Origin of the sequence: Streptomyces sp. (genome assembly GCF_050698815.1) — a bacterium.
GTDB lineage: Bacteria > Actinomycetota > Actinomycetes > Streptomycetales > Streptomycetaceae > Streptomyces.
In genome coordinates, this window is the sequence record NZ_JBOHCV010000634.1 from 1 (window position 1) to 2,706 (window position 2,706).

3 protein-coding genes are annotated in these 2,706 nt (G+C 71.2%); all 3 read left to right on the forward strand.

Features of this window, described 5'->3' with window-relative positions:
• On the forward strand, positions 1-1,127 hold a 1,127-nt coding region (pdhA, locus tag ACRDP3_RS22920), incomplete at its 5' end, for a pyruvate dehydrogenase (acetyl-transferring) E1 component subunit alpha (RefSeq protein ID WP_431518887.1).
• A 1-nt stretch (position 1,128) separates the two neighbouring features.
• On the forward strand, positions 1,129-2,151 hold the full coding sequence (locus ACRDP3_RS22925) for an alpha-ketoacid dehydrogenase subunit beta (protein ID WP_431518888.1): 1,023 nt from the start codon (positions 1,129-1,131) through the stop codon (positions 2,149-2,151).
• A gap of 14 nt (positions 2,152-2,165) precedes the next feature.
• On the forward strand, positions 2,166-2,706 hold a 541-nt coding region (locus ACRDP3_RS22930; protein WP_431518889.1), incomplete at its 3' end, for a biotin/lipoyl-containing protein.

Here is a 2,706-nt window from a genome sequence, read left to right on the forward strand (position 1 = left end):
GCAAGGGCGGTACGCGCCGGGCGGACGGCCCCGCGGCGTCGGCCGCGACGGCGGGCACCGAGCTCGTACAGCTGCTGACCCCCGAGGGCGAGCGGGTGGAGCACCCCGACTACGCCATCGATCTGCCCGCCGAGGAGCTGCGCGGGCTCTACCGCGACATGGTGCTGACCCGGCGCTTCGACGCCGAGGCCACATCGCTTCAGCGGCAGGGCGAGCTGGGTCTGTGGGCCTCGCTGCTGGGCCAGGAGGCGGCGCAGATCGGCTCCGGCCGGGCGCTGCGCGACGACGACTACGTCTTTCCCACCTACCGCGAGCACGGCGTGGCCTGGTGCCGCGGGGTGGATCCGACGAACCTCCTCGGCATGTTCCGCGGTGTGAACAACGGCGGCTGGGACCCCGCCACCAACAACTTCCACCTCTACACGATCGTCATCGGCTCCCAGGTGCTGCACGCGACCGGCTACGGGATGGGCATCACCCTGGACGGCGCCGACTCCGCGGTCATCGCCTACTTCGGTGACGGCGCGTCCTCGCAGGGCGATGTGGCCGAGGCGTTCACCTTCTCGGCGGTCTACAACGCCCCGGTCGTCTTCTTCTGCCAGAACAACCAGTGGGCGATCTCCGAGCCCGCCGAGCGCCAGTCCCGCGTTCCCATCTACCAGCGCGCCCAGGGCTACGGCTTCCCCGGCGTCCGGGTGGACGGCAACGACGTGCTGGCCTGCCTCGCCGTCACCCGCGCCGCCGTGGAGCGGGCGCGCAGCGGCGAGGGGCCCATGCTGGTCGAGGCGTTCACGTACCGGATGGGCGCGCACACCACCTCCGACGACCCGAGCCGCTACCGCCGGGACGAGGAGCGTGTCGAGTGGGAGGCCAAGGACCCGATCATCCGGCTGCGCAGGTATCTGGAGAAGGACGGACTGGCCGGCCCCGAGTTCTTCGCCGCCCTCGACGAGGAGAGCGAGGCCATGGGCAAGCACGTACGCGAGGCCATCCGCACCATGCCCGACCCCGACACCATGGCGATCTTCGAGAACGTCTACGCGGACGGGCACGCGCTGGTCGACGAGGAGCGTGCCCAGTACGCCGACTATCTCGCGTCCTTCGCCGACTCCGAGGAGGGCCGCTGACATGGCCGCCACCGTCACATCACCGGCCCCCGCCGACGCCGCCCCGGGCGTACGCAAGATGCCGCTCGCCAAGGCGCTGAACACGGCGCTGCGCGCGGCGATGGAGGAGGACCCGAAGGTCCTGATCATGGGTGAGGACGTCGGCAAGCTCGGCGGCGTCTTCCGTATCACGGACGGCCTGCAGAAGGACTTCGGCGAGCAGCGGGTCATCGACACGCCGCTGGCCGAGTCCGGCATCGTCGGAAGCGCCATCGGGCTGGCGCTGCGCGGCTACCGGCCGGTCGTGGAGATCCAGTTCGACGGCTTCGTCTTCCCCGCGTACGACCAGATCGTCACGCAGCTCGCCAAGATGCACGCGCGGGCGCTGGGCAAGCTCAAGCTGCCGGTCGTCATCCGGATTCCCTACGCGGGCGGCATCGGCGCCGTCGAGCACCACAGCGAGTCGCCGGAGGCGCTGTTCGCGCACGTGGCGGGACTCAAGTGCGTCTCGCCCTCGAACGCCTCCGACGCCTACTGGATGATGCGCCAGGCCATCGAGAGCGACGACCCGGTCATCTTCTTCGAGCCCAAGCGCCGCTACTGGGACAAGGGCGAGGTGGACACCTCATCCCTCCCGGCGCCGCTGCACGCCGCCCGCGTCGCCCGGCAGGGCGACGACCTCACCCTGGCGGCCTACGGGCCGATGGTGAAGACCTGTCTGGAGGCGGCGACCGCGGCACAGGAGGAGGGCCGCTCCCTCGAGGTGGTCGACCTGCGCTCGATGTCGCCGATCGACTTCGACACTCTGCAGAAGTCCGTGGAGAAAACGGGCAGGCTGGTGGTCGTGCACGAGGCGCCCGTCTTCCTGGGGACCGGCTCGGAGGTGGCCGCGCGGATCACCGAGCGGTGCTTCTACCAGCTGGAGGCGCCGGTGCTGCGCGTCGGCGGGTTCCACGCGCCCTATCCGCCGGCCCGGCTGGAGGACGAGTACCTTCCGGGCCTGGACCGGGTGCTCGATGCCGTCGACCGCGCGCTGGCGTACTGAGGAGAGTCGTGACGATGACGAAGAGCGCGACCCGCATCCGCGAGTTCACGATGCCCGATGTGGGCGAGGGACTGACGGAGGCAGAGATCCTCACGTGGTACGTCAAGCCGGGTGACACGGTCACCGACGGCCAGGTCGTCTGCGAGGTCGAGACGGCCAAGGCCGCCGTCGAGCTGCCCATCCCCTACGACGGTGCCGTGCACGAGCTGCGCTTCGCCGAGGGGACGACGGTGGACGTCGGCACCGCGATCATCTCCGTGGACACCGACCCCTCGGCGGGGCCGGTCGGTGGTGGTGAAGCAGGCGGGACCGCCGAGTCCGGTGCCGAGGCCGAGACAGCCGAGGCCGCCGAGGCACCCGCCGAGGCGGCGGGCGAGAAGCGGCAGCCCGTGCTGGTCGGCTACGGAGTCGCGGAGTCGCCCACGAAGCGGCGCCCCCGCAAGACGCCATCCAACGGGCAGGGAGCCAACGGACAGGCGGCCGTGCAGGGCGAGCTGAACGGACACCGGGACACCGCGCCCGCTGCCGCGCCCGCTCCCGCGCCCCCCTCCGTGC

Excerpts from the sequence above, each read along its gene's own strand:
- ACRDP3_RS22925 (WP_431518888.1), top strand. The coding sequence starts at position 1,129 with ATGGCCGCCACCGTCACATCACCGGCCCCCGCCGACGCCGCCCCGGGC.